Here is a 19,002-nt window from a genome sequence, read left to right as displayed (position 1 = left end):
AAATGTCAGGTCTCCTTGAGCGCGGGGGCGGGGGCTGCGGTCTTCTTGCCCAGCGTGTAGAGGCGCCGGACGCTCCACAGGAACAGGACCACCAGCAGGACGTTGCGGATTGTCAGTACCAGGGCCATCCAGGGGTTGTTGTGGCTCAGGGCGTCGTAGAAGAGCGGGTAGATGAAGTAGGTTGCCACGGCGATGGCGATCAGCATTGCCGCCGGAACCCGCCATTCACGCCAGCTGTGCGCCAGGCCCACCGCGACGGCGGGGCCGAGCCACACCATGAACTGCGGCGAACCCACCTTGTTGAAAACCACGAACGCGGTGGCCAGGGTCAGGGCCCCGGCCAGGAGCAGCTCGGTGCGGTCCACGCCGCCGGCCACCTTGTGCTGCTTTCCGTTGTGGAGCGCCCAGAAGGTCAACCCGGCCACCAGGAGTGCCGCCAGAACCAGGAGGGGCTGCATCAGCACGGACATGGTGGCGGTGCCCGGGCCGTCCACCTGCATGGAGTTGATGTCCGTGTTCATGTACATGCGCGAGCCGCCGATGTTCAGGACGGAGAGCCAAAGCCAGGGGGTGGTGAAGGTGGCCTCGAGCTGCATGCCGCGGTCGCCCTGCTGGGTGAGGAAGTTCAGGAGCTTGGGGACGCTGCCCAGGGCTGCCGCCAGCGCCACCACGCCCGCCGTCGTCGCGATTCCTGCCAGCACCACCAGCAGGCGGTTCTTTACGACGGCGAAAAGGGCCAGCATGATGGCCGCCGGCCAGACCTTCACCCAGGTGCCGACGGCCAGCAGGACCGAGGCGACGAACGGGCGCTGGACGCCGTAGGCCAGGGCCACAAGGACCAGCGGGGCGGTGAGGCCGTCCACACGGGCGAAGCCCAGCCAGCCCATCAGGAAGGTGAAGGCCAGCCACCACCAGCCGGCGGGGATGGCGCGGGTGTTGCGGCCCCGCCCGGTGAGCTTGAGCAGGGCCCACGCGTTCAGGAGCGTGGTCATGAGGACCCAGAGGAAGAAGAACGGTCCCGGTCCGGCCAGGCCTGCGATGGCCATGGGGATGAGCGCCAGGATGGGGTACACCCACGGGCTGGGGCCGCCCCGGAGGTTCGCGTCGTTGAATCCCGCCATGGCCCAGTCACGGTAGATGAAGGTGTCGCTGAACGCCTCGCCGCGAAGGGAGAGGGAAGCGGCGAAGACCAGGAAGACAAGGTGCACCACGATGAATCCCGCCAGCAGGCCGCCCCCGGTGTTCAACCGGCTCCGCACCGGGGTGGGGAGGATGACGTTGCGGATCCTGGTGAGATTGCCGAAGAGAGCGTCGGTGGAAATGGCGGATCCTTGTCAGGTCGTGGCACACGTGTGGTGTCGTGCTGGTGGCTTGGTTCTGCCGCAGGGCTGGGTCAGGGGCAGCGGAGCCGTTCGGAAACAGCTTCCACTCCTGTCCAACTCTAATTCACGGTGCTTTAGCGCCCGTAATTGCTGAGGCAGGCTCGAGCCGTCACGCCTTGACCTGCGGCGACTTATTACTTGATTTTTCAAGTTGCTGGTGATCCATCCCTCGGGCATTATGAGCTGGGCACAAAGGTTCCCAAACTTCGCCTGCAGCCTTGGGGAGCGCAGGTGTTGGATATCACCCCCTACCCCCAACACACAAAGGCTAGACCCATGAACTTCCCGCTGACCCTCACCGTGTCCGACCGCCAGAGCATGGACCGCGAGCTCGACGCCGCCGTCGCTGCCGCCAAGGCCCACGCCCTGGACGGCAAGAGCCACGGCATCCTCGTTACCCGGCACGGCGCGAACAAGTTCACCGTTGCCCTCAGCGACGCGGTTCCCTTCGGCCTTACCCGCGAACACCAGGCCTGGTAGGTCCTGGCCTGGCGTTGGCGCCACAGGATCTTGACGCCAACGCCTGGTGCCGGCCGGGCTGTCCTTTTCTGCTGACGCTCGGATTTTTTACCTGACGGACTCTTCGGCCGCCGGCGGCACCTTCCCGCGGGAGCGTGCCCGCCGGCTGCGCCACAGCGGCTCCAGGGCGTCGAGCTCCTCCGGGGTGGCGTTCCGGAAGGGCGGGTCCGCGGGAAGGTGCGGTTCCTGCCGGCCCGTGCGCCGGGTCGCGATGAGGCTCGCGCCGACGGAAACGCCCAAAATGGCGGTGATGACGGCGAGGGAGACCGGCGTCGGAATGTAGTAGACGTCGATCTTGAGCGCCATCTTGATGCCCACCCAGATCAGCACCAGGGCCAGGCCCGTCTTCAGGTATACGAAGCGGTGGATGAGGTCCGCCAGCAGGAAGTACATGGCGCGCAGGCCGAGGATCGCGAACGCGTTGGCCGTGAACACCAGGAAGACCTCGTCCGTGACCGCGAAGATGGCCGGGATGGAGTCGACGGCGAAGATGATGTCCGTGACTTCAACCAGCACCAGGACCGCCAGCAGGGGAGTGGCGAGCAGTGCACCGCCCTTCCGGATGAGGAAGCGCTGGCCGTGGAAGGCGTCCGTCATGGGCACGTGCCGACGGAACAGCTTCAATGCCCGCGACTTCCCGGGGTCGATGTGCTCGTCACGCTGCCTGAGCATCCGGTAGCCGGTGAAGAGCAGGAATGCCGCGAACAGGTAGAGGACCCACCCGGCGCTGGCGATGATCGCCGAGCCCGCGGCGATGAACAGGCCGCGAAACACCAGCGCCCCCAGGACACCGAAGAAGAGCACGCGGTGCTGGTACTCGCGGGGAACGGCGAAGAACGTAAAGATGATCGCCCAGACAAAGACGTTGTCCACGGCGAGCGACTTCTCGATGAGGTATCCGGCGAAGTACTGCTGGCCGAACTCCGCGCCGTACAGGAACCACACCAGTGCGCCAAATGCAACGCCGAACAGCACCCAGATCCCGGACCAGGCTGCGGCCTCGCGGACGCTGATGACATGGGCGTGGCGGTGGGCCACGAGGTCGACGACAAGCATGAGGAGGATGAATCCGATGACGGCGAACCACATCCAGAGGGGAACGTTCATGGGGCACCTGCTTCCAGTCAGTGACAACCAACTGGAGGTCTCTCCCGGCCGTCACGCGGCCCGCCCACCGGAAGGCTCAGGGGCCTCCGTACTGACGATGGACTGTGAAGTGGGGATACTCCCCTCCGTATGAATAATTTACAGAATCCTGGAGACGTTGGGTAGGTGTGGAGAACACCAAACCTGGACCGGAAGGCGGATTCGATGGATACGAAACCCAAGGTGGCTGTGCTGGGGACGGGAATCATGGGAGCGGCCATGGCGCGCAACCTCCTGCGCGCCGGCCATGAGGTCTCGGTGTGGAACCGGGACGCGGCCAAAGCGGAACGGCTGGCCGCGGACGGTGCCCGGCATGCCGCTGCCCCCGCCGAAGCTGTCGAGGCAGCCGACGTGGTCCTGACCATGCTCCACGACGTTGCCGCGGTGGAGCAGGTCATCCGGAGTGCCGCACCCGGCGTCCGGCCGGGCACAACGTGGGTCCAGTCCACAACGGTTGGGGTGCAGGACGCGGCCGCTTTGGCCGCACTGGCCGGCGAACTTGGCCTGGACCTGGTGGAGGCGCCCGTTTCCGGAACGCGCGCCCCCGCAGAAGCCGGCCAGCTTCTGTCCTCGCCACCGCTCCCGAAGCAGTGCGCCAACGCGTGGGGCCGGTCCTCGATGCCATTGGCGCCCGCACCATCTGGACAGGCGACGACCCGTCCAAGGGTTCCGCGGCCCGCCTCAAGCTGGTGGTCAACAGCTGGGTCATCGCGGCGTCCAACGCCGCCGGCGAAGTGGTTGCCCTTGCCCAGGCGCTGGGCGTCGATCCGCAGCAGTTCCTCGACGTGCTCGACGGCGGCCCGCTTGACCTGCCCTATCTCCGCCTGAAGATGGACCTCATCCTCAACGACCAGCTGGAGCCTGCCTCCTTCGCCGTGGACACCGCGCGCAAGGATGCCCACCTCATTGTGGATGCCGCCGTCGAGCATGGCCTGACGCTTGACGGCGCCGTTGCCTCCACAGCCCGGCTGGACCGGGTGGCCGGCCAGGGCCGCGGCAGGCAGGATATGGCCGCGGCCTACTACGCCAGCCGGTAGCAGGACCCCGCTCATCCTGGCGCGGACCGTCCGGGATAGCGCTTGCCCATTGACGTAACCGGCATCACCTCCTATATTGTATGAATCGATTCAAAGAGCTGCCGCTCCAGTCCATGACGGACTGCGGCGGCGCAGACACCACCACGAACATCGGCTGAATTCCAGCGGTTCCGGTTCCTTGCCAATGAAGACGAAGGACATAAGCACATGAGCACCACCCCAACCCGCGTGGCCCTCCCCAGCCAGGGTGCCGGCACCGGTTCGCGGGACCCCAGGAAAGCGGCGATGAGCGGCTGGATCGGAAGCGCCCTGGAGTACTACGACTTCGCGCTGTACTCGCTGGCCGCGACCCTGATCTTCCCCACCATCTTCTTTCCCTCGGAGAACCCCACAGTCGGCATTATCGCCTCCCTGGCAACGTATGCCGTGGGCTATGTCTCCCGTCCGGTAGGCGCGGTTGTCCTGGGGGCGTACGGTGACCGGCACGGCCGCAAGAAGGTACTCGTCTTCGCGATGCTGCTCATGGGCTTTGCCACCTTCGCCGTCGGGCTCCTGCCCACCTATGGGCAGGTGGGCCTCCTGGCGCCCGCCCTCCTGGTGCTCCTTCGCCTGATCCAGGGCTTTGCGGTGGCCGGCGAGCTCGGCGGCGCCAGCGCGATGATCGTTGAACACTCTCCCGATGCCCGGCGCGGATTCTTTGCCAGCTTCAGCCTCCAGGGCACCCAGGTGGGCTCGATCCTGGCCACCGCCGTCCTGCTCCCGCTCGCGACAGTCCTCCCCGCCGACCAGTTCGGCACCTGGGGCTGGCGCATCCCCTTCCTGCTCAGCGCCGTCGTGATCCTGGCCGGCTACTTCATCCGCCGCCGGGTCCAGGAACCGCCCGCCTACGCAGCACAGTCCGGCAAGCCCGAAACCAAGCGCTTCCCGCTCGTCGAACTCCTGCGAACGCGGCCGGGCGTCCTGGTCCGCTGCATCGCGATGACCTTCACCAACGTGATCGGCATGGCCACCCTGATCTTCGGCGTCTCCTTTGCCACCCAAAAGGGCTACGGCAACGGCTTCTCCAGCAGTGAGTTCCTGTGGGTGACACTCGTGGCCAACATTGCCGCCGTCATGACCATCCCGCTGTTCGGCGCGCTGTCCGACAGGATTGGCCGGCGGACGCTCATGGCTGCCGGCGGGGTGGCGGGCGGCCTCCTGGTGGGCGGATACCTGTGGGCCATTGAACAGGGGAGCCTCCCGCTGGTCTTCGTCTGCGTTGTGATCGTGCAGGGCATCTTCTTCCAGATGTGGAATGCCACCTTCGCCACGTTCTTCCAGGAGCAGTTCCCCATGCGGATCCGCGTGACCGGGTTCGCCGTTTCGCAGAACATCGGGCTCATGATTGCATCGTTCTTCCCCAGCATCTTCACGGCGATTGCCCCTCCGGGCTCCACCAACGTTCCGTTCACCATCGGACTGGCCACGCTGGGCATCTGCCTCATCTCCGCAGTGGCCACCCTGATGTCCCCGGACACCAAGGGCAAGTCACTCGAGGACCTCGAGGTGCAGAAGGTGGCACCTGCCGGTACCGCCGGCAAGTAGTCCAGCCGCAGTGCGTCCGGCCAGGGGCGCGCCACCGGGACAGGGGGAGGGGGCAGCGGATGCTGCCCCCTCCCTTGTGTTTCCGGGACTTGGGGCTGCTTGTATAGATGTATACAAGTATGATGGCCGGGGAGGTACACCATGGCCGAATCACCTGCCCGGAACACCGGGGCACACGTTGTCTACGCCGAGCTGAAACGGCGGATCCTGAGCCTTGAGCTCAAGCCGGGGGAGCGCATCTACGAGCCGGCAATGGCCTCGGCCCTGCAGGTGAGCCGCACACCGCTCCGGGAGGCCATCCGGCGGCTCATTTCGGAGAGCCTGCTGGAACAGCAGCCCACCGGAGGCGTGCTGGTGCCCGCGCTGGACGAGGCAGCCATTTCGGAACTCTACGAGGTCCGCGCAGCCATGGAGTCCCTCATGGCGCGCAATGCCTGCATGAAGGCAACGCCGGCTGACATCGAGGCCCTCGAAGGCATTCTTGAACGCAACGCGGCCATGGTGGCGTTCGCCGATGACGCGATGCAGCAGGGCATGGCACTGCACGCAAAGATCGCGGGCATTGCCGGGAACTCCTGGGCCCGCCGCTTCCACAACCAGATTTCAAGCCACATGGAACGGTACCGCCACTTCACCAACAGCACCCAGGAACGGCGCGACCAGGCCCTGGCCCAGCACCGCACCCTGGTGGCTGCCCTGGCCGGCGGCGACCCGGAGAAGGCAGCCAAGGTGGCGTTCGACCATGTCATGGGCGCCCGCGACGCCGCCGTCCAGGCCATGTCCGGCACCAGCGTCCCCGGCTCATGATCGGCGAGCTGGGCCGCCGCTCGGCCACTGCCCTCCTGGTCCACTCGGCGCTGATCCAGGCCGTCACCTTCCTGGTCCGGCCGGCGGCCACCTACCGCGCATTGGAGCTGGACGTTCCGGACTTAGCCCTGGGCATGCTGGCTGCCAGTTATGCGGTGTTTCCGCTGCTGCTTGCCGTCCCCACGGGCACCCTGGTGGACCGCCTGGGTGAGCGGCGGCTCATGGCGATCGGGGCCGCCGTCGTCCTTTCCTGCTCTGCCTTCCTGCTGCTGTGGGGCTCGTCGATCGTGGCGCTGGTGGCGGGAACCGCGCTGCTTGGTGCCGGTCAACTGGCCTGCGTGGTGGGGCAGCAGGCCGTGGTGGCCAATAATGCTGCCTCGTCCCGGATGGACTCCGCGTTCGGCTACCTGACGTTCGCCGCCTCCCTGGGGCAGGCCCTCGGACCGCTGGCGATTGCGCTGGTGGGCGGCGCCTCGGTCCGGCCCGACACCCAGGCGATCTTCCTGCTCTCGGTGGTCTTGAGCCTGGTGCTGTTCGCTGCCACGTTCGCCGTATCGACGCACGTCAGCGGCGGCAGGAAGAAGGGAGCGTCCGCTGGCAGCAGCGCCAGTGGCGTGTCACTGCTGAGGGCTCCCGGCGTGGCCCGGGCGCTGGCCACCAGCGCCACCGTCCTCGCCGTGGTGGACCTGACCGTGGTTTACCTGCCCGCGCTCGGCGCCGACCGCGGACTCACAGTGGCAACAGTGGGTGCCATGCTGACGGTGCGCGCCGTGTTCTCCATGGTCTCCCGTCTCATGCTGGGCCGGGTGTCCCGGCGGATCGGCCGCATGAGGTTGCTGGTGGTGAGCCTGGCCCTGTCCACGTTTGCGCTGGCTGCGCTGGCAATCCCCATGCCCCTGTGGCTGCTGTTTGCCGTCATGGCATTGCTCGGGCTGGGGCTCGGCATCGGCCAGCCGCTGACCATGTCCTGGCTGTCGGCCCAGGCGCCGGCCGGGCAGCGGGGCAGGGCGCTGGCGCTGAGGCTCGCCGGCAACCGGGTGGGGCAGGTGGTCCTTCCGAGCGCCATCGGCGGCGTGGCGGCCGGGCTGGGGGCGGGTGGAGTCTTCCTTGCCTCGGCGGTTGTGGTGGGCGGGACGCTCCTGCTGCTCCGGGGCGTGCAGCTCGACTGACTGCGGATGCCCTCGCGTCACGCCGGGCATGCTTCGGAGGAATGGACGACGGCGGGACCACGTGTTTCCGGGGCCACGGCCACCTCAGGTGGGCCGAAAGCGCGCCGTGCGTGACGCCGTCGTGTGCTTTCCCTGCCGCCGTTTCCCCGGGTGCCGTCAGTAGACGGAGCCCTCAAGCAGTTCCGCCAACCTGGCTGCCGCCCGCTTCAGCTCCGGAACGCCCACCTTCAGCGTGTCCTCGGAGGCGGCCTCCACGGGGCTGGTCAGCGAAATTGATTCCGTCGGCTGTCCTGACCTCCTGGGCAGGGCTACAGCCACCGACAACACTCCTGAAGCGCGCTCGTCGGCTGAATAGGCGTAGTCGGCATCCGCCGCGGGCAGCCGCGACTGCAGCTCCCCGAGCGTGAAGGCCTTGCCTTCATGGCCCGCTCCGATGGCGGCCTCCACGGCCTCCTGCAGTTCCTCCGCAGAGGCCGTTGCCAGCAGGATCTTTCCGGCCGCACCGGATGTCAGGGGCAGCCGCTTGCCCAGCGGGAGGTCATAGCGAAGCGGGGCCTCTCCATCCACCCGGGCCACCAGGATCCGTTCATAACCCAGGCGCGTGTAGAGGGAGGCGGTGAGGCCGGTCTGCGTCGCCAGCTGCTGGAGGACGGGCCGGGAAGAGACCACCAGGGGATCGTTCTCCAGGTAGCTCCTGGCGGCCGGGAGGACGGCAGGGCCGATCCGGTAGGACTTGTCCGTCTGGCTCACCATCCCGAAATCCTGCAGGACCCGAAGGATCCTCAGTGTGGTGGGCAGGCTCATGCCGCAGTTCCGCGCAAGATCGCTGAGCCGCTGCGGGCGTTCCGCCCGCTGCAGTTCCGCGAAGACCTCCAAGGCCCGGGAAAGGGAGCGCATGTTCGAGGACTTGGGGCTGTCCTCCGTCGGGCTGCCTGAAGTGGAAGTCATCGCCATCATTTCATTCTATGTAAGTTTCTTGCGCTTGACAGCCAATGTGTCTGCTGTCACTATTTCTCAGTACGCAATATAGTTTCATTCTGTGAAACGCAATGACGCGCAGTGAAAAGGAAATCCATGACAACGGAGTCAGTCACGACGAAACCCGGAAGTCCCGTACGGGTGGCCCGCAGCGTGCTGGTAGGAATCGGTGCGTTCGCCGCCGTCGGCGTCTATGTCCTGGCCAGCTCGACCGGCCTGGGACTCTGGACCTCCCTGGGCCCAGGCCCGGGCCTGTTCCCCTTCGCCATGGGCGCAGTCCTCGCCGCCATGGCCGTCCTCTGGCTGTTCCAGGAACTCCGCAACCCCAGCGAAACCGCAGCCGGCGTTGACCGGGGCCTGGTGATCGCCGTCGTTGCCAGCCTGGTAATCCTTGCGGCCGTCATGGACCTGCTTGGCTTCCAGCTGAGCATGTTCCTGTTCCTGCTGTACCACCTGAAACTTCGCGGGCGCAGGACCTGGAAGTCCTCGCTGATCATCGCGGTGGCCGGAAGCTTCGGAGCGTTCTATGCCTTCAACTACGGCCTGAACGTCGCGCTGCCGGTGTCCGCCCTTCCCTTCCTTAACGCGATCGGACTCTAGACGTGGATACCCTCAACGAACTGGTCAACGGCTTCGCGGCCGCCATGACCTGGCAGAACCTGCTGTTCGCCTTCCTCGGCTGCCTCCTGGGCACCATCATCGGCGTGCTGCCCGGCATCGGGCCCGTGGCAGGCGTCGCCCTGCTGATCCCGCTCACGCTGAACATGGACGCCACCGGGGCGATCATCATGCTGTGTGCCATCTTCTACGGCACCGCCTACGGGGGAACCATCACCAGCGTGCTGCTCAACACCCCCGGCGAAGCAGCATCAGCCATCACCACGATCGACGGCTACGCCATGACCAAGATGGGCAAGGCCGGCGCCGCGCTGACCATCGCCGCCGTCGGATCCTTCGTTGGCGGAACCATCGCCACCCTCGGCCTGGTGGCGGCAGCCAAGCCGCTGGGAGAACTGGGCCTGCTGGTCGGCCCGCCGGAATTCTTCGCCCTGATGGTGGTGGGCATCTCGCTCCTGGTGGCCCTGGCCGGGAAATCCATGGTCAAGGCCGTCATCTCCGGCGCCCTGGGCCTGCTGATCTCCATGGTGGGCATCGACCCCGTGGCCGGTGCTCCACGCTTCACCTTCGGCATGGACCGGCTCCTGGACGGCGTCAGCTTCGTGGCCGTCATCGTCGGAGTCTTCGGTCTCTCGGAACTCCTGTCCTACCGCAAGGGCGACCAGCCCGCGGCGGTGCACGCCCCCAACCTGCGCTCGCTGCTGCCCACCGCCACGGAGTGGCGGCGCAGCGCCCCGGCGATGGCCCGCGGCACCGGCATCGGCTTCGGCCTGGGGCTCATCCCCGGCATGACCGGGTCTGTGTCCTCGCTGCTGTCCTACGGGGCGGAAAAGAAGTTCTCCCGCCACCGCCACGAACTGGGCAGGGGTGCCATCGAAGGCGTGGCCGGACCCGAAACGGCCAACAATGCCCACGCCAACGCGGCCCTGATTCCGCTGTTCACGCTCGGCATCCCGGCCTCGCCCACCATCGCCGTGCTGATGGGCGCCTTCCTGCAGCAGGGCCTCACACCGGGACCCACCCTCTTCACCGAGAACTCCGAGATCGCCTGGGCCATCATCGCCAGCCTCTTCATCGGCAACCTGATCCTGCTCCTGCTCAACGTCCCGCTCGTGGGGCTCTGGACCTCCATCCTCCGTGTCCCGTCAACAATCCTGACGGCCCTGATCCTGCTCTTCATGGTCATCGGCGCCTACACCATCAACTTCAGCGTCTTCGATGTCTTCGTGATGATCGGCTTCGGGCTCCTGGGCCTCGCCCTCCGCCACCTGGACATCCCGCTGGCGCCCATGGTGCTGACCCTGGTCCTTGGTCCCCTGATGGAGCGGTCCCTCCGTGAGTCGCTGGAGATCTCCCAGGGCGACTTCGGCATCTTCACCAGCCGTCCCATTTCCGCGGTCCTGATCGGCATCGGCCTGCTGATTGTCATCAGCCCGCTGCTCAAGCTCCGCAAGCCCAAGGCTCTTACCGAAGACCCCGAAACCTAAACCCCACCCGCACCCCTGAACCCGCACCCCTGAACCCCGCACCCCTGAACCCCGCACCCCTTCAAAGGAGAAGACCTATGAAAACCCGCCTCCGCCTCACCGCCGCCCTTGCCGCGGCCTCCCTGATCGGCCTCACCGGCTGCGGCGCCAATGCCGGCGCCACCAACAACAATGCCGCCAGCGACTTCCCGAAAAAGGGCAAGTCCATCGACCTCGTGGTCGCGTTCGGTTCCGGCGGTGCCGTGGACACAGCCGCGCGGCTCATCCAGCCCGTTCTCGAGAAGGAACTCGGAACCAACGTCGAGGTCATCAACAAGCCCGGCGCCGGCGGCCAGATCGGCTACACCCAGCTCACCAGCGCCAAGCCGGACGGCTACACCATCGGCGCCACCGGCTCGCCGTCCGTGGTCGTCTCGCCCCTGGACCCGTCCCGCGGCGCCAAGTACACCCGGGACAGCTTCCAGCCCCTGGGCCGCCAGGTCATCGATCCCACAGTCATCGCCGTCCAGCCGGACAGCCCGTACCAGACGCTGAAGGACCTCCTGGAAGCGGTCAAGGCCAAGCCCAAGTCCATGACCGCCAGCACCACCGGGCTTCAGACCGGCGAGCACTTTGCCCTGGCCCAGATCCAGCAGGCCACGGGTTCCGAGTTCGCCCCGGTCCACTTCTCCGAAGGCGCGTCGCAGGCAACCACCGCGTTCCTCGGAAAGCACGTGGACGTGCTGGTGGCGAACGTCAGCGACGTGAACGACCTCACCAAGCAGGGCAAAGCGCGGGTGCTGGGCGTCATGTCCGCGGAACGCGCACCCTCCCTGCCGGAGATCCCCACCTTCAAGGAATCCGGCTATGACCTGACGGCGGGAACCGCCCGCGGCTACTCGGCCCCGGCCGGCCTGCCCGCGGATGTGGCCAAGAAGCTCGAGGCCGCCATCCAGAAGGCCATCGAGGACCCCACCGTGGTGCAGAAGATGAAGGACTTGGGCCTGCAGACCAGCTACCTCAGCGGCGCCGACTACAAGACGTTCTGGGCCGGCCAGGAAGAGGACTTCAAGGAAGTCCTCCCGCTGGTCCAGAAAAAAGACTGACCCCCACTGCCCGGAACGGAAAGATCCATCATGACAACTCCTGCCATTGACGCCATCGGCGCTGACTTCGCACGTCCCAGCAGCGACATCGTGGAAAGGCTCGGCAAGCTTCCCGCGGCCAATATCGGCGACGCCATGGACCGGCTTGGGGTGGCGGACTCTGCCATCCAGGCGGTCTGGCCGGGCGCAAAGCTCGCCGGCCCGGCGTTTACGGTATGGACCCGCCCCGGAGACAACAAGGGCATCCACGCCGCCCTGCAGCTGGCCCGTCCCGGAGACGTCATTGTGGTGGCAGGGGGCGGCGATGAATCCCGCGCCCTGCTGGGCGAACTGATCGGGGAGCGCGCCATCAACCTTGGTGTCGCGGGATTCGCGCTGGACGGAGCAGCCCGCGACGCCGGGGCGCTGGCAGAGATTGGCATGCCCGTCTTTGCGAGGGCTACTTCGCCGGCCGGCCCCTACAAGGACGGTCCCTTCCGGCTGGGAACCGCCCTCGCGTTCGGCGGCGTCCCCGTCCTGCCCGGCGACGTCATCGTCGGCGACTCGGACGGCGTGGTGGTCATCCCCCGGGAACAGGCTGCCGCCGTCGCCGATGCCGCCGAAGCGGTCTTCGCGGACGAAACCAGCCGCCGCCAGGCCATCGTCGCCGCCCGCAACTGAACCTTCACCAAAGCCAAGAAAGAACAGAGCAAACCATGACAGCGTGCACCGTCATCGGCCTCGGCGAAGCCGGAGCCACCTACGCCGCGGCCCTGACCGCCGCCGGCCACACGGTTACCGGCTTCGATCCGGTGGCCCCCAGTACGCCGCAGGGAGTAACCCGGGCAGCAACAGCCGCCGAAGCATGCACCGGTGCAGACATCGTCCTGGTGATGACCGGCGCTGCCGCGGCCCGCAGCGTGGCACAGGAGTGCCTTCCGGTCCTTGCCAGCGGCAGCGTCTACGCCGACTTCACGTCGTCCTCACCGGCTACCATGCAGGAACTGGGGCAGCTTCCCGGCAAGGCCGCCTTTGCCGATGTCGCCATCCTGGGACCGGTCGCGGCGTTGGGCGAGAAGACACCCCTGATGGTGAGTGGCCCCGGCGCCCAGGCCGTGGCCGACCTGCTGCGGCCGCTGGGAGTTGATGTTGAAATCACCGACGGCGGCCCGGGGGCGGCGATGGCGCACAAACTGCTGCGCAGCGTCCTGATGAAGGGCCTGGCATCTGTGGTGGTGGAAGCCGTGACGGCCGGCCGGGCGGCCGGCCTCGAGGAGTGGATCCGCGCCCAGATCGCCGGTCAGCTGGCCGGCGACGGGCAGGCCGTGATCGACCGGTTCCTGACGGGCACCGCCAAGCACGCCGTGCGCCGCTCCAAGGAGATGCAGGACACCGCAAGCTACCTCTCGGACCTGGGTGTCCCCGCCGAGATGACCAACGCCTCCGCCGCCGCGCTGGCCCGTATGGCGCAGACCTCGGAGCCGGCCTTGCGCTGACCGCGCAGTCAGGCACAATCAGGAACGGGTAATACACGTGACCACAACAACCGGCATCTTGCCGTCAGGAGCAGCAGCATGATCGGCATTTGGGCACTCGGCGCCTACCTTGCCGTCATCCTGCTCTGGACCACGGCCTTCAAGCGGAGCGTGGGCGAAGCCATGATCCTTGGCTTCCTGGCCGTCCTTCCCTTCACCGGTGCCGCAGCAGCGGCAATCGGCTGGGACGCCCTGTACTCTGCCATCACCGACGAGATCGTGTACGCCACCATGGCGTTCGTCTTCATGGGCTACCTGCTGGACAAGGCCGGCGTGCTGGACCGGCTGATCGACCTGCTGAACTCCCTGATCGGCGGGGTCAAGGGCGGGCCGGCCTGGGTCTCCACGGTGGCCTCCGCAGGCCTCGGCGGCGTGGTCCACAACCAGGCGGCCATCGCCGCCACGGTGGGCTCGGTGACCATTCCCTGGATGGAGAAGTCCAGGCTGGACAAACCGTCAGCAGCCACGCTGGTGGCGGGGAACGCCGGCATGGGCATCACATTCCCGTTCAGCGCCTCGATGTTCGTCCTGGTCGGTTCCGCCACCGTGGGACCGCTGCTGGACATCAACGCACTGGTCCTGCCCCTGCTGTTCGGCGGACTGTGGTGCTTCCTGCACCGGCTGGTGGTCACTTGGCTGCTGGTCCGCAAGAGCGGGATGACCCCGCTGGACGCCGCGCACCGCCTGTCCGTCCGCTCGGCGTTCGGCCGCGGCTGGGCCACCCTGCTGCTCTTCGTCGTGGTGGCCGTCCCGCTGGTCATCACCACCGGCGCCATCGCCAAGAGCCTGTCGGAGTGGACGGGCGGGGACGTTACCAAGTCGGTCAGCGTCATCGTCTGGATCCCGGTGGTCCTCATCATCACCGGTCTCCTGCTGGGCAGGAAAACGCTGCCCCGCGACGGGCGCGGCTGGTGGGCGCTGCTCCGGGAATCCGCTCCGCGCTTTGGAATCGTGGGCGTCACCGTGGTGTTCGCCTTCGCCGGCGCCAACGCCCTGGCTGCCACCGGCCTGCCCAAGCAGATGACCTCGCTCCTGAACGGGATGAACCTGCCGCTGTGGCTGCTGGCCATCCTCATCGGCCTGATCGTCATCGCGGTGGCGGCCCCGCTGTCCGCCACCGCCACCATGGCCGCCGTGGGGACGGTGGGAGTGGCCACCCTGGTGGCCGCCGGGGTTCCGGCCACTACCGCGGCCGTGGCCGTGCTGGTGTTCTCGTCCTGCGAAGCGGCGGTCCCGCCCGGCGGCGCCCCGCTGTACGTGGCCTGCGGCATCGCTGACGTGGACCCGCTCAAGACCTTTGCCCGCCTGCTGACCCATTACGCCCTGCCGCTGCTGGGCATCGGCGTCCTGATCATCCTCGGCATCCTGCCAATCTAGGAAACATTCCATGAACACCATCCGAAGGGCCATTGAAGTCCTCTTCGTCCTGACGCTCGCCGCACTCCTGGGCGGGGGCATCCTGTTCGTCCTCGGCCAGGCCGTTGGCCTGGTTGCGGGGCAGGCCCAGTGGCTCACCCTGCTCAATGACGCCATCAAGACACCCATCTGCATTGCTGCATCCGTCTGCGCCGTTGCCGGGTTCCTGCTCAGCTACAAGCGCCGCCAACCCCAGGAGCAGCACCAGAAGGCCGGTGCACGGTGAATGCCGCTGAAGGAATATATCCGGATTTTGAAGGTCTGCTGCAAAGGGAGGGCCGCCTGGCCGGCACCTCCTGGGGCCTCTTTCCGCACCAGAGCCGCGGGACGCCGTCGTTCATTACACCCCAAGGTGTGCTGGATGCCCGGCAGTGCATCCGCACCGGAACGGTGTTCGGCCTGGACTACCCGGCTGACGCCTTCGATCCCGGGATGTCCCTCAAGCGCGGCGCCCCGCGGCACACCATCTACTCCTCGCACCCGGCGCACCGGGACGACTACCTGGACGGGTACTACCTTCAGGGGTCAACCCAGATTGACGGGCTCAGGCACCGCCGGGCCGATGATGTCGGTTTCTACAACGGCACCCCGGATGACCGGATCACCGAGGGCACCCCGGACCTCGGCATCCAGGAATGGGCGGAAAACCCGATTACCGGCAGGGGCGTGCTGGTGGACCTCGAGGGTCACCGGGACGAAGCAGGGGAGCCCATCGACCACGCGGGCGGGGAACCACTCACCCTGGACCTGGTGGAGTCCGCCTTGAAGGCCCGGTCCCTCAGCACCCAGCCCGGGGATATCCTCATGTTCCATACAGGCTGGTGCGAATGGTTTCTGGGTCTGTCCGCGGAGGACAAGCAGCGCATCCGCCAAAGCCGGAAGGCCTCAGGCATGGCGCAGTCCCGGGAGTTTGCCGCCTGGGCGTGGGATAACCGCTTTGCCGTCCTCGCCGCCGACAACTTCGCCCTCGAGTGCCTGCCCGCGGTCCCGGACAGCCCCTACCGGCATTCGGCCGCCAACGACAACGGCATGATGCACCAGCAGCTCCTGGCCAAACTCGGCCTGCCACTCGGGGAACTATGGAAGCTGGGACCGCTCGCCCGGCATATGCGCAGCACCGGCAGATGGGACGCCTTCATCACCATTAAGCCGCTGAACATCACCGGGGGCACGGGCTCCCCGGCCAACGCCACCGCCATCACGTGACGTGAGGAAGGGGAGCCGTCGGACGCCCTCCTAGGGAAGCCGTGACGGCCGCAGCAGGCTCGCCCGGCCCGCCTGGGCCGGGTCCAGCCGCACCGGGCTGACCAGCACGGCCGGGCCCCGGTGCAGCAATCCGCTGGACAGGGCACGGCAGCGGATGCCGCCGCGGCCCCGCATGGCCGGGTGCGCCCCCGGTGCCAGCATCCCGTTCATCCACGCGCACGGTTGGGCGTGCCGGCCGCCATGGAACGAAACAGCCGAGCCGCCGGACTCCAGCGCAAAGTCCTGCCCCAGCAGGGGGGCCAGCTGAGCGCCGCGGAGCACCACGTTCCGCCGGGTCAGCAGGGGATTGAACGGCCCGGCGCCAAGCTCCGCGGCGATGGCCTCAAGGGATTCGACGGCGAACAGGGTCACCGCGGCGTCCATGTGGGCGGCCTTCCCGAAGAACCTGTCGCCCACGATGCCCTTTCCGGCCACCACCTCTGCCGTCTGCGCATCAGTGGTGGGAACGTCCGCCGCGCCGTCCCGGGCGCGTCCGAAATAGGCGTGCGCGGGCGACACCAGCAGGTGCAGGATCTCGACGTCATAGCGGTAGGTTTCGGGCATAGGCCCAGCGTAGGCCAGCGTTCAGCCACCCACGTACGTGGCCAGGTGCTGCCCGGTGAGCGTCCCCCGCCCGGCCACCAGCTCGGCCGGCGTGCCCTCGAAGACGATCCTGCCGCCGTCGTGCCCTGCGCCCGGACCGATGTCGATGATCCAGTCAGCATGCGCCATCACGGCCTGGTGGTGCTCGATGACGATAACCGACTTGCCGGAATCCACCAGCCGGTCCAGCAGGCCCAGGAGCTGTTCGACGTCGGCCAGGTGCAGGCCCACCGTTGGCTCGTCCAGGATGTAGGTGTCACCGGTCTCCGCCATCTGCGTGGCCAGCTTGAGCCGCTGGCGCTCGCCGCCGGACAGGGTGGTCAGCGGCTGGCCGAGGGTGATGTATCCCAGGCCGACGTCCGCCAGGCGTTCGAGGACTTTGTGGGCGGCCGGGGTCTTGGCCTCGCCCCCGGCAAAATAGGCAAGGGCCGCGTCCACGGACATGTCCAGCACGTCGGCAATGTTCTGGCCGCCCAGCGTGTATTCGAGGACGGCGGGCTGGAAGCGGCGCCCCTCGCAGTCCTCGCAGGTGGACTCGACCGTGGCCATGACGCCCAGCTCGGTGAAGATCACGCCCGCACCGTTGCAGGTGGGGCAGGCGCCCTCGGAGTTGGAGCTGAACAGCGCCGGCTTCACGCCGTTGGCCTTGGCGAACGCCTTGCGGATGGGCTCCAGCAGCCCGGTGTAGGTGGCCGGGTTGCTGCGCCGGGATCCCTTGATGGCGCCCTGGTCGATCACGATCACGCCCTCGCGCCTGGCCAGTGAGCCGTGGATCAGCGAGCTCTTCCCGGACCCGGCCACGCCCGTCACCACGCACAGCACTCCCAGCGGGACATCCACGTCCACGCTGCGCAGGTTGTTCGTCGAGGCCCCGCGGACTTCGAGTGCCCCGCTGCGTTCGCGGAACGAATCCTTCAGCCGGGCGCGGTCGTCCAGGTGGCGCCCGGTGATGGTGCCGCTGGAACGCAGCCCGTCGACGTCGCCCTCGTAGACAATCTCGCCGCCGCCGGTGCCGGCCTTGGGGCCGAGGTCGACGACGTGGTCGGCGATGGCGATCATCTCCGGCTTGTGCTCCACCACCAGGACGGTGTTGCCTTTGTCCCGAAGCTGCAGCAGGAGGGTGTTCATCCGCTCGATGTCGTGCGGGTGCAGGCCGATGCTGGGCTCGTCGAAGACGTAGGTGACATCGGTGAGGGAGGAACCCAGGTGGCGGATCATCTTGGTCCGCTGCGCCTCGCCGCCGGAGAGGGTGCCGGCCGGGCGGTCCAAGGAGAGGTAGCCCAGGCCGATTTCGGCAAAGGAATCGAGGAGGTCCCGCAGCCCGATGAGCAGGGGACGGACGGAGGGCTCGTCCAGGTCGCGGATCCACTGCGCCAGGTCGCTGATCTGCATGGTGCAGAGGTCCGCGATGTTCTTGCCGTTGATCCGTGCGTTGAGCACCTCCGGGGTGAGCCGCGTCCCGCCGCAGTCGGGGCAGGTGGCGAACGTGACGGCGCGTTCCACGAACCTCTTCACGTGCGGCTGCATGGCCTCCACGTCCTTGGAGAGCATGGACTTTTGGATTTTGGGGATGATGCCCTCGAACGTGAGGTTGACGCCCTCCACCTTGATCTTGGTGGGCTCGGCGTACAGCATCGTCTCCAGCTGCTTCTTGGTGAACGTGGCGATGGGCTTGTCCATGGGCAGGCCCATGCCTTCGAACAGGCGCCCGTACCAGCCGTCCATGGAGTAGCCGGGGACGGTGAGCGCGCCTTCGGCGAGGGACTTCGACTCGTCGTAGAGGGCGGTCCGGTCAATGTCGCTGATGTTGCCCATGCCCTCACAGCGGGGGCACATGCCGCCCAGGTAGGTGACCTGGCGGACCACGTTCTTTTCCACCCGGCCGCCCTTTTCGGTGCTCATGATGCCGCTGGCCTTGCGGGTGGGAACGTTGAAGGAGAACGCGGTGGGCGGGCCGACGTAGGGTTTGCCCAAACGGCTGAACAGGATGCGCAGCATGGCGTTGGCGTCGGTGGCGGTGCCCACGGTGGAGCGCGGGTTGGCGCCCATCCGTTCCTGGTCCACGATGATGGCGGTGGTCAGTCCCTCCAGCCGGTCCACGTCGGGGCGGGCCAGGTTGGGCATGAAGCCCTGTACGAACGCGCTATAGGTCTCGTTGATCATGCGCTGCGATTCGGCGGCGATGGTGGCGAAAACCAGGGAGCTTTTGCCTGAGCCGGACACACCGGTGAATGCCGTGAGCCGCCGCTTGGGCAGCTCAAGGCTGATGTCCTTGAGGTTGTTCTCCCGCGCCCCCTGGACGCGGATCAGGTCGTGGGTGTCGGCGAGATGGGTCCCGGCTTTCGTGGCCATGCCCTCATCGGTGGTGATGTCCGTGCTCAAAATGTCCCCCTTCTCCTGGAGCGGCGCGGA

Annotated in this window: 18 protein-coding genes and 1 pseudogene; 14 read left to right on the top strand and 5 right to left on the bottom strand. The window is 67.2% G+C overall.

Features of this window, described 5'->3' with window-relative positions; translation table 11 throughout:
* Window positions 1-5: 5 nt before the first annotated feature.
* Entirely contained in the window at window positions 6-1,274 is a 1,269-nt protein-coding gene (locus tag AC3ANU_RS01825; RefSeq protein ID WP_488316009.1) for a glycosyltransferase family 87 protein, read from the bottom strand.
* Between the two features lie 384 nt (window positions 1,275-1,658).
* Between AC3ANU_RS01825 and AC3ANU_RS01820 the strand changes: the two genes are divergently transcribed.
* On the top strand, window positions 1,659-1,862 hold the full coding sequence (locus AC3ANU_RS01820; protein WP_018770374.1) for a hypothetical protein: 204 nt from the start codon (window positions 1,659-1,661) through the stop codon (window positions 1,860-1,862).
* Between the two features lie 87 nt (window positions 1,863-1,949).
* On the opposite strand, the gene AC3ANU_RS01815 is transcribed toward AC3ANU_RS01820, so the two are convergent.
* Entirely contained in the window at window positions 1,950-3,008 is a 1,059-nt protein-coding gene (locus AC3ANU_RS01815; protein ID WP_488315355.1) for a TerC family protein, read from the bottom strand.
* Window positions 3,009-3,212: 204 nt separating this feature from the next.
* On the opposite strand from AC3ANU_RS01815, the pseudogene AC3ANU_RS01810 reads away from it, so the two are divergent.
* The 5 genes and pseudogenes from AC3ANU_RS01810 to AC3ANU_RS01790 all read left to right on the top strand — a co-directional run.
* Window positions 3,213-3,551, top strand: a pseudogene (locus tag AC3ANU_RS01810) (NAD(P)-binding domain-containing protein); the annotation flags it as partial.
* A 98-nt stretch (window positions 3,552-3,649) separates the two neighbouring features.
* Window positions 3,650-4,084, top strand: a complete 435-nt coding sequence (locus AC3ANU_RS01805) for an NAD-binding protein (protein WP_488315354.1) — start codon at window positions 3,650-3,652, stop codon at window positions 4,082-4,084.
* A 207-nt stretch (window positions 4,085-4,291) separates the two neighbouring features.
* Window positions 4,292-5,668: an MFS transporter gene (locus AC3ANU_RS01800; RefSeq protein ID WP_488315353.1), complete on the top strand. Its 1,377-nt coding sequence runs from the start codon at window positions 4,292-4,294 to the stop codon at window positions 5,666-5,668.
* Window positions 5,669-5,809: 141 nt separating this feature from the next.
* Entirely contained in the window at window positions 5,810-6,475 is a 666-nt protein-coding gene (locus AC3ANU_RS01795) for a GntR family transcriptional regulator (protein ID WP_056389564.1), read from the top strand.
* On the top strand, window positions 6,472-7,644 hold the full coding sequence (locus tag AC3ANU_RS01790) for an MFS transporter (protein ID WP_134164820.1): 1,173 nt from the start codon (window positions 6,472-6,474) through the stop codon (window positions 7,642-7,644). The genes AC3ANU_RS01795 and AC3ANU_RS01790 overlap by 4 nt, the downstream gene beginning before the upstream one ends.
* 156 nt (window positions 7,645-7,800) lie before the next feature.
* Here AC3ANU_RS01790 and AC3ANU_RS01785 read toward each other — a convergent pair whose 3' ends face one another.
* Complete coding sequence (locus AC3ANU_RS01785) at window positions 7,801-8,598, bottom strand: IclR family transcriptional regulator (protein WP_488316008.1); 798 nt, start codon at window positions 8,596-8,598, stop codon at window positions 7,801-7,803.
* 120 nt (window positions 8,599-8,718) lie between these two features.
* Here AC3ANU_RS01785 and AC3ANU_RS01780 point away from each other — a divergent pair, with 120 nt between their 5' ends.
* From AC3ANU_RS01780 to AC3ANU_RS01745, 8 genes are all read left to right on the top strand, one after another.
* The gene (locus tag AC3ANU_RS01780) at window positions 8,719-9,222 is read left to right on the top strand and encodes a tripartite tricarboxylate transporter TctB family protein (protein ID WP_488315352.1); all 504 of its coding nucleotides are present in this window, start codon (window positions 8,719-8,721) and stop codon (window positions 9,220-9,222) included.
* Between the two features lie 2 nt (window positions 9,223-9,224).
* The gene (locus tag AC3ANU_RS01775; RefSeq protein WP_018770365.1) at window positions 9,225-10,727 is read left to right on the top strand and encodes a tripartite tricarboxylate transporter permease; all 1,503 of its coding nucleotides are present in this window, start codon (window positions 9,225-9,227) and stop codon (window positions 10,725-10,727) included.
* Between the two features lie 77 nt (window positions 10,728-10,804).
* Entirely contained in the window at window positions 10,805-11,812 is a 1,008-nt protein-coding gene (locus AC3ANU_RS01770) for a tripartite tricarboxylate transporter substrate binding protein (RefSeq protein WP_488315351.1), read from the top strand.
* A gap of 30 nt (window positions 11,813-11,842) precedes the next feature.
* Window positions 11,843-12,472: an RraA family protein gene (locus AC3ANU_RS01765; protein WP_018770363.1), complete on the top strand. Its 630-nt coding sequence runs from the start codon at window positions 11,843-11,845 to the stop codon at window positions 12,470-12,472.
* Window positions 12,473-12,507: 35 nt separating this feature from the next.
* Window positions 12,508-13,287, top strand: coding sequence for an NAD(P)-dependent oxidoreductase (locus tag AC3ANU_RS01760; protein ID WP_224084183.1), 780 nt, complete (start codon window positions 12,508-12,510; stop codon window positions 13,285-13,287).
* 78 nt (window positions 13,288-13,365) lie between these two features.
* On the top strand, window positions 13,366-14,703 hold the full coding sequence (locus AC3ANU_RS01755) for a TRAP transporter large permease subunit (protein WP_223993224.1): 1,338 nt from the start codon (window positions 13,366-13,368) through the stop codon (window positions 14,701-14,703).
* 10 nt (window positions 14,704-14,713) lie between these two features.
* Complete coding sequence (locus AC3ANU_RS01750; RefSeq protein ID WP_488315350.1) at window positions 14,714-14,968, top strand: hypothetical protein; 255 nt, start codon at window positions 14,714-14,716, stop codon at window positions 14,966-14,968.
* A complete protein-coding gene (locus tag AC3ANU_RS01745; RefSeq protein ID WP_488315349.1) occupies window positions 14,965-15,948 on the top strand; it encodes a cyclase family protein in 984 nt (327 codons plus the stop codon). The genes AC3ANU_RS01750 and AC3ANU_RS01745 overlap by 4 nt, the downstream gene beginning before the upstream one ends.
* Before the next feature lie 30 nt (window positions 15,949-15,978).
* Here AC3ANU_RS01745 and AC3ANU_RS01740 read toward each other — a convergent pair whose 3' ends face one another.
* Both AC3ANU_RS01740 and AC3ANU_RS01735 read right to left on the bottom strand, forming a co-directional pair.
* On the bottom strand, window positions 15,979-16,551 hold the full coding sequence (locus AC3ANU_RS01740) for an MOSC domain-containing protein (protein ID WP_488315348.1): 573 nt from the start codon (window positions 16,549-16,551) through the stop codon (window positions 15,979-15,981).
* A gap of 21 nt (window positions 16,552-16,572) precedes the next feature.
* Window positions 16,573-18,972 (bottom strand): ATP-binding cassette domain-containing protein, encoded by a 2,400-nt coding sequence (locus tag AC3ANU_RS01735; protein ID WP_488315347.1) that lies wholly within the window; start codon window positions 18,970-18,972, stop codon window positions 16,573-16,575.
* Window positions 18,973-19,002 lie beyond the last annotated feature (30 nt).

It is taken from the genome of Arthrobacter sp. SDR-2R (assembly GCF_057747955.1).
Note: the sequence above shows the minus strand (reverse complement) of the source record. Positions and strands in the feature narration are given on the sequence as shown.

What these genes read in the sequence shown, in the direction of transcription:
- AC3ANU_RS01820 (WP_018770374.1), top strand. Translation starts at nt 1,659, where the DNA reads ATGAACTTCCCGCTGACCCTCACCGTGTCCGACCGCCAGAGCATGGAC.
- AC3ANU_RS01815 (WP_488315355.1), bottom strand. Translation starts at nt 3,008, where the DNA reads ATGAACGTTCCCCTCTGGATGTGGTTCGCCGTCATCGGATTCATCCTC.
- AC3ANU_RS01800 (WP_488315353.1), top strand. Translation starts at nt 4,292, where the DNA reads ATGAGCACCACCCCAACCCGCGTGGCCCTCCCCAGCCAGGGTGCCGGC.
- AC3ANU_RS01795 (WP_056389564.1), top strand. Translation starts at nt 5,810, where the DNA reads ATGGCCGAATCACCTGCCCGGAACACCGGGGCACACGTTGTCTACGCC.
- AC3ANU_RS01790 (WP_134164820.1), top strand. Translation starts at nt 6,472, where the DNA reads ATGATCGGCGAGCTGGGCCGCCGCTCGGCCACTGCCCTCCTGGTCCAC.
- AC3ANU_RS01785 (WP_488316008.1), bottom strand. Translation starts at nt 8,598, where the DNA reads ATGGCGATGACTTCCACTTCAGGCAGCCCGACGGAGGACAGCCCCAAG.
- AC3ANU_RS01780 (WP_488315352.1), top strand. Translation starts at nt 8,719, where the DNA reads ATGACAACGGAGTCAGTCACGACGAAACCCGGAAGTCCCGTACGGGTG.
- AC3ANU_RS01770 (WP_488315351.1), top strand. Translation starts at nt 10,805, where the DNA reads ATGAAAACCCGCCTCCGCCTCACCGCCGCCCTTGCCGCGGCCTCCCTG.
- AC3ANU_RS01765 (WP_018770363.1), top strand. Translation starts at nt 11,843, where the DNA reads ATGACAACTCCTGCCATTGACGCCATCGGCGCTGACTTCGCACGTCCC.
- AC3ANU_RS01760 (WP_224084183.1), top strand. Translation starts at nt 12,508, where the DNA reads ATGACAGCGTGCACCGTCATCGGCCTCGGCGAAGCCGGAGCCACCTAC.
- AC3ANU_RS01755 (WP_223993224.1), top strand. Translation starts at nt 13,366, where the DNA reads ATGATCGGCATTTGGGCACTCGGCGCCTACCTTGCCGTCATCCTGCTC.
- AC3ANU_RS01750 (WP_488315350.1), top strand. Translation starts at nt 14,714, where the DNA reads ATGAACACCATCCGAAGGGCCATTGAAGTCCTCTTCGTCCTGACGCTC.
- AC3ANU_RS01740 (WP_488315348.1), bottom strand. Translation starts at nt 16,551, where the DNA reads ATGCCCGAAACCTACCGCTATGACGTCGAGATCCTGCACCTGCTGGTG.